The 5,068-nt window shown below is 56.7% G+C and carries 7 protein-coding genes; 3 read left to right on the forward strand and 4 right to left on the reverse strand.

What is annotated here, in order from left to right:
• On the reverse strand, nucleotides 1–913 hold a 913-nt coding region (locus ACRESD_RS19970; protein WP_431752477.1), incomplete at its 3' end, for a patatin-like phospholipase family protein.
• A 218-nt stretch (nucleotides 914–1,131) separates the two neighbouring features.
• On the opposite strand from ACRESD_RS19970, the gene ACRESD_RS19975 reads away from it, so the two are divergent.
• The 3 genes from ACRESD_RS19975 (at nucleotide 1,132) to ACRESD_RS19985 (ending at nucleotide 3,108) form a co-directional block, all read left to right on the forward strand.
• Nucleotides 1,132–1,410 (forward strand): hypothetical protein, encoded by a 279-nt coding sequence (locus ACRESD_RS19975; RefSeq protein ID WP_010176194.1) that lies wholly within the window; start codon nucleotides 1,132–1,134, stop codon nucleotides 1,408–1,410.
• Nucleotides 1,411–1,458: 48 nt separating this feature from the next.
• Entirely contained in the window at nucleotides 1,459–2,220 is a 762-nt protein-coding gene (locus ACRESD_RS19980; RefSeq protein WP_431752478.1) for a CHAD domain-containing protein, read from the forward strand.
• 90 nt (nucleotides 2,221–2,310) lie between these two features.
• A complete protein-coding gene (locus ACRESD_RS19985; RefSeq protein ID WP_431752479.1) occupies nucleotides 2,311–3,108 on the forward strand; it encodes an acyl-CoA thioesterase in 798 nt (265 codons plus the stop codon).
• 5 nt (nucleotides 3,109–3,113) lie between these two features.
• On the opposite strand, the gene ACRESD_RS19990 is transcribed toward ACRESD_RS19985, so the two are convergent.
• The 3 genes from ACRESD_RS19990 to ACRESD_RS20000 form a co-directional block, all read right to left on the reverse strand.
• Nucleotides 3,114–3,476 (reverse strand): Mpo1-like protein, encoded by a 363-nt coding sequence (locus ACRESD_RS19990; protein WP_431752480.1) that lies wholly within the window; start codon nucleotides 3,474–3,476, stop codon nucleotides 3,114–3,116.
• 168 nt (nucleotides 3,477–3,644) lie between these two features.
• Nucleotides 3,645–4,049: an Imm50 family immunity protein gene (locus tag ACRESD_RS19995; protein ID WP_431752481.1), complete on the reverse strand. Its 405-nt coding sequence runs from the start codon at nucleotides 4,047–4,049 to the stop codon at nucleotides 3,645–3,647.
• Nucleotides 4,046–5,068, reverse strand: a 1,023-nt coding sequence (locus tag ACRESD_RS20000; protein ID WP_431752482.1) for an RHS repeat-associated core domain-containing protein, incomplete at its 5' end; no start/stop codon positions are given. The genes ACRESD_RS19995 and ACRESD_RS20000, both read right to left, overlap by 4 nt.

Consider the following 5,068-nt stretch of genomic DNA (forward strand, 5'->3'; position numbering starts at 1 on the left):
TGTCAGGCGGATAGCCGGCGATCTTGTACTGCGCCAATGATGTCTGCATCACTTCGAAACTTTGGTTGATCAGGTCCAACAGTGATGCCGGGCCGACGTTGTCGATGATGAACGAACCGGTCGCAGACCTCGGCGCACCTTCAGCTTCCGGCGCCGCGGCGGGTTGCTGGGCTTCGGGCTCTGCTGACTCCAGCCACGGGTTGATCTCTGCCGCGTCAGCCTGCAATGCCTCCTGTTCCAGCTTCATTAATTGTTCGGCTTGTTTGCGTCGAAACGGCAGGTGCGAACCCAAGGATCTCGCCAGGTTATTGAAACGACTCTTGAACGCTGGCGGACGCTGGATCACCGGCAAGTGGTAGTGCTTTTGATTGGTGGCATTGAGATTGACCGCGATGATCAAGTCGCAATGGCTCGATACCACCGGTACGATCGGCAGTGGGTTGAGCAGGCCGCCGTCCACCAGCATGCGGTTACCCTGCATCACCGGTGTGAACAGGCTGGGGATCGCTGCCGAGGCGCGCATGGCCTGGTGCAGGCAGCCTTCCTGGAACCAGATCTCTTGCTGGTTGGTCAGGTCAGTGGCGACTGCGGTGTAGGGAATGCGCAGTTCTTCGATGTTGAGTTCGCCGACGATCTTGCGGATCTGTCCGAAGACTTTTTCACCACGAATGGCGCCCAGGCGAAAGCTCACATCCACCAGTCGCAGTACGTCAAGGTAATCGAGGCTTTCGATCCAGTTTCGATACTCGTCCAATTTGCCGGCGGCGTAGATCCCACCGACCACCGCGCCCATGGAACAGCCGGCGATACAGGCGATGTCATAACCCCGCCGTTCGATTTCTTCGATCACGCCGATATGGGCGTACCCCCGGGCCCCTCCGGAGCCCAGCACCAAGGCAACACGTTTCTTCATGAGCTGATCCTTCGTAAAACAGTTGCCCACAATGCGCCCATCCTAGGTGCGGCTTCAATCTTCGTCGATGTGCGGAAGATTTTTCCAGAATAACCAGGGCGCTCGGGTATGCTCTGGCTATAGTCAGTTTTGCTTTCAGATGGTCAGACAAGGCACTTTTTCTTGTGGGCAACGTCTACAGCCTACGACTGTTTTTTGTTTATTTTGAGGTGTCATCGATGAAAGCCTGGATGTGTGTGCCTGTGATCGTGTTGGCCCTGGCCGGTTGTGCCGGGAAAACTGCATACCGTGATAGCTGTGGCACGCAATTGGATGCCGCCTGGCACGAACTGGACCTGGCCAAGGCCGAAGGTTTTGCCGGGACTGTCAGTTACTCCAAGGCCCTGTCGCTGTTGACCGGCGCCAAGACCCAGCAGCAATTCGAAGCTTTTGAGGGTTGCTCCAACAAGGCTGAGAAGGCACGGTTCTATATTCGTGAGTCGCGCGCCGGACGTTAATTAAAACGTCGTGGTGGGCAGGGAATTTCATCGTCAGCGGAGGAAGGGATGTCAGCTTTGGTCGATCAGTTAGTCGCTCAGGTCATTGGCCTGGAAGTAGGGTTACTGAGCTGCCAGGCTCGCCTCGCTGCCGTCACCGACGATGAAGCTCTACATGATCTGCGCACCACGCTGCGACGCCTGCGCAGCCTGTTGCGCCCCCTGCGCGGGTTACCGGGGGTGGAACAGCTCGAATCGGCCGCCAGCACGGTCGGCCAATTGACCACGCCACTGCGGGACCGAGAGGTGCTGGCTGCCCACCTGCATCAGCATGGTTATCATCAGGCCGCTGAGCGGCGTTTGCGCCTGCAACCCGATGCTTATCGGCACGTGGCGCAAAGCCCTGAGGTGGCCCATCTGTTGTTGATCCTTGATGCCTTCCCGCGGTTTGTACGCGCGTCTGAACACCAGAAATTGCTCAAGGGTTTGCGCCCGCGCATTGAGAAGCGCCTCGCCAAGCAATGGCAAAAACTCGATGAGGCTTTGAAGGAGCCCGGTCATGACCGCCACCGTCTGCGGTTGTTGATCAAGCGTGTACGTTACGCTGCCGAAGCCTATCCCGAGCTGGACAAGCTCCCCAGCAAAGCTATGTCCCGTCTCAAGAGCGCTCAAAGTGCCCTGGGGGACTGGCACGACTGCTGGCAGTGGCTGGCCCAGGCCGAACTCCAGCCGGACTTGCAACCCTGCGTCGCCGTGTGGCATCGCACCATGGCCAAGGCAGAAGGGCAGGCGGATCGGGTTCTGGATAAGCTCAGCACCGATTGTTTCTAAACCGGTCCGGTTTTTGGCCGGTATGGGCGCTGTGCCGTCATCCCTCGCTGGTTAAGATCGCCCAATCCGTGTTCCTGCCGTGAGGTCCCCATGCGCTTTAGTGATTTGCTCGACGCTGCCCGTAGCAACCCGCTGGAGGTCACCATTCCTGCGGAATGGGGCCAAGGCCGCGCTACGTTTGGTGGCCTGGTCGCCGCCTTGCAATATGAAGCCTTGCGCGCTCAAGTGCCGGCGGATCGCCCATTACGCTCACTGGCGATTACGTTCGTCGGCCCGGTTGAACCGGATGTACCCGCCAGTTACCAGGTGGAAGTGTTGCGCGAAGGTAAGGCTGTCAGCCAGTTACTCGGGCGTGTGGTGCAGAACGGCGAAGTGGCCACCTTGGTACAGGCCAGTTTTGGTGCTGCCCGTGAGTCGCAGATTGACGTAGGCAGTGAGCCGCCACCGGCTTTCAAGCACTGGGATGAGTGCCAGGAATTACCGTATATCAAAGGTGTCACCCCCGAGTTCATGCGCCATCTGGCCATGCGCTGGAGCGTCGGCGGGTTGCCATTCACCGGCAATAAGTCGCGCGACATGGGCGGCTGGGTGCGCCTGCGCGGCGATGTGAAGGAGGAGGCGTTGACCGAGTCACACATCCTCGCCCTGGTCGATGCTTGGCCGCCGGCCTTGCTGCCGCACCTGAGCAAGCCTGCTCCGGGCAGCACCCTGACCTGGACTATCGAATTCATTCAGCCGCTGCAACAACTGACCACGCTCGATTGGTGCCAGTACTACGTCAACATCGAATATGCCCGCGACGGCTACGGCCATGCCGCCGCTGCACTCTGGAGTCCGGCCGGCGAGTTGATCGCCATCAGCCGCCAGACCGTGGTGGTCTTTGCCTGACCGGCTCAATGCCGGTGGCGTTGGCGCCAGGCGCGCCACCAGCCACCGCTCAGCACAAAGCGCGGAAAGGTCACGAACTGCTCAACGACCAGGCGCTGCACGGCATCTTTACGATCACTGAACGGCTCACTGGCCTGGGCTTCCAGGCTGTGGCCGTGACGCTGCAACGCCAGGCCGGCGATGATGCCGACAACACCGACGGCAAAACTGGCCAGGCTCAGGCTGAACACGCCGGACACGATCAACAGAAACCCGATGATAAACAGCGGCACCGCAATCAGGTGCAGCGCGAGATTGGTCGGGTGCTGGTGATTTTGCGGGTAGTTACGCCATTGCCAGGCGGGGAGATTGGGATGACGTTTGCCCATGATGGTGAATCCTCTGTCCGTTGAATTAGCTTGGACAGAGTTTAGGTGGGGGTTGCGAGAGTGGCGAATTGGGGCTGGCTATGGGGGCTATAGAGGCCGGGCACCCAGTTCGCGTAAGCACAATCTAATTGGATCTGGTTAATCAGATTATGCTCAGCTCTTCTAGCATCAGTAACAAGCTGAGTCCGGATCATTGATATATACAGATGGTCCACAGAGAGAAATATATTTAGCCTTGAACTCAATTGCTGATGTTGTGGATATCGCCCGCAACGCATAAAAATTTTCGTGTTTGGTTAATGTTATTTTTAGCAGCTCTCCAGTAGGGATATTGCTGATTCTGACTTCACTCAGCCCTCCGCAATCCAAGCCTATCCTGCATTTATTATACCCCGCTTTGATCCACTTTTCCGGCGGCGCATCGGGAAGCTCGGAAATATCAAACCCTAAACCTATATTGGGCCTGTCATTATCAATGGTCACAGAGAAAAGTGTTATTTCACCTATTTCTATTGGGTAGGTAAATACTTTGTTAAAAAAAGTAGTATTTTCTAATTCGTTCCAATACTTCATTTCGCACTCCGAAAATAATAGTGGTTTTTGGCACCTTCTAATTTGCCATTTCTTGGACTGTTTATCGGTCGAAGGTTGAAATGCGCTGTTTGATCCCCCATTCCCCCTGACGCAGAAAATTTGTGCCCAGCACCATGGTCCTGAATCAGAACCTTAGAGCCGTTGGCACGGGTGAACTCATACTCTCGCGTCATTACCGGTCTGCCTCGCGTATCTAGGACTTCATTATTTTGCTTGTCCCTCATCGACACCAGTGAATATTGCCTTGTTTTCCCCAGCCTCGTGTCAAACACTTGGTCTGGGTGTTGCGTACGCGGAATTCCTGCATCGGCCTTTGCTTGTTTGAAAGCACCATTCCTTGAAATCTCGGGTACGGGCGGTTCTGCGGGTCTTTCACATTCTAGATTTATCCTACCTTTAGGTGGGCAGTTGGCGCTCAACCCTAGAGGGTCCACCCACCCGGTAGGATTAGGCGCGTACTGGTACGCATTGATCCCACCCGCCAACTTCACCGGATCCGGCGTCAGGTACCGACCAATATCCGGATGGTAGTAGCGATGGCGGTTGTAGTGCAGGCCGCTTTGCGCGTCGAAGTACTGGCCTTGGAAGCGCAACGGGTTGTCGACTTTACCGACGTCGTGGCGGGCGATTTCGCCGTAGGCGCGGTAGTGGGCGGACCAGACGATTTCACCGTCGGGTGCCGTGAGTTCTTGCGGGGTACCTAGGTGGTCGAGTTGGTAGTGAAAGGGTTTTGTGTCTTTCGGACCAAACCCCTCTAGCAGGGCTAGCGGCCGGAAGCTGTCCGGCTCGTAGACATAACTGCGATGACGTTCCGCCTGATGCTCGGCAATCAGCTTGTCGCCTTGCCAGAAAAACTCCGTGGTTTTTTCATCTACGGTTTTGCTGATGCGTCGTCCAAACGGGTCATAGCGATAGCGGGCGGTTTGCCCGTCCGGTTGGGTGAGGCCGATCAGCCGATGCTGACAGTCGTAACGGTATTCAGTGACAAGCTGCTGGCC

The organism is Pseudomonas sp., from assembly GCF_050739995.1.
Classification (GTDB): domain Bacteria; phylum Pseudomonadota; class Gammaproteobacteria; order Pseudomonadales; family Pseudomonadaceae; genus Aquipseudomonas.

Excerpts from the sequence above, each read along its gene's own strand:
- ACRESD_RS19995 (WP_431752481.1), bottom strand. The coding sequence starts at position 4,049 with ATGAAGTATTGGAACGAATTAGAAAATACTACTTTTTTTAACAAAGTA.
- ACRESD_RS19975 (WP_010176194.1), top strand. The coding sequence starts at position 1,132 with ATGAAAGCCTGGATGTGTGTGCCTGTGATCGTGTTGGCCCTGGCCGGT.
- ACRESD_RS19990 (WP_431752480.1), bottom strand. The coding sequence starts at position 3,476 with ATGGGCAAACGTCATCCCAATCTCCCCGCCTGGCAATGGCGTAACTAC.
- ACRESD_RS19980 (WP_431752478.1), top strand. The coding sequence starts at position 1,459 with ATGTCAGCTTTGGTCGATCAGTTAGTCGCTCAGGTCATTGGCCTGGAA.
- ACRESD_RS19985 (WP_431752479.1), top strand. The coding sequence starts at position 2,311 with ATGCGCTTTAGTGATTTGCTCGACGCTGCCCGTAGCAACCCGCTGGAG.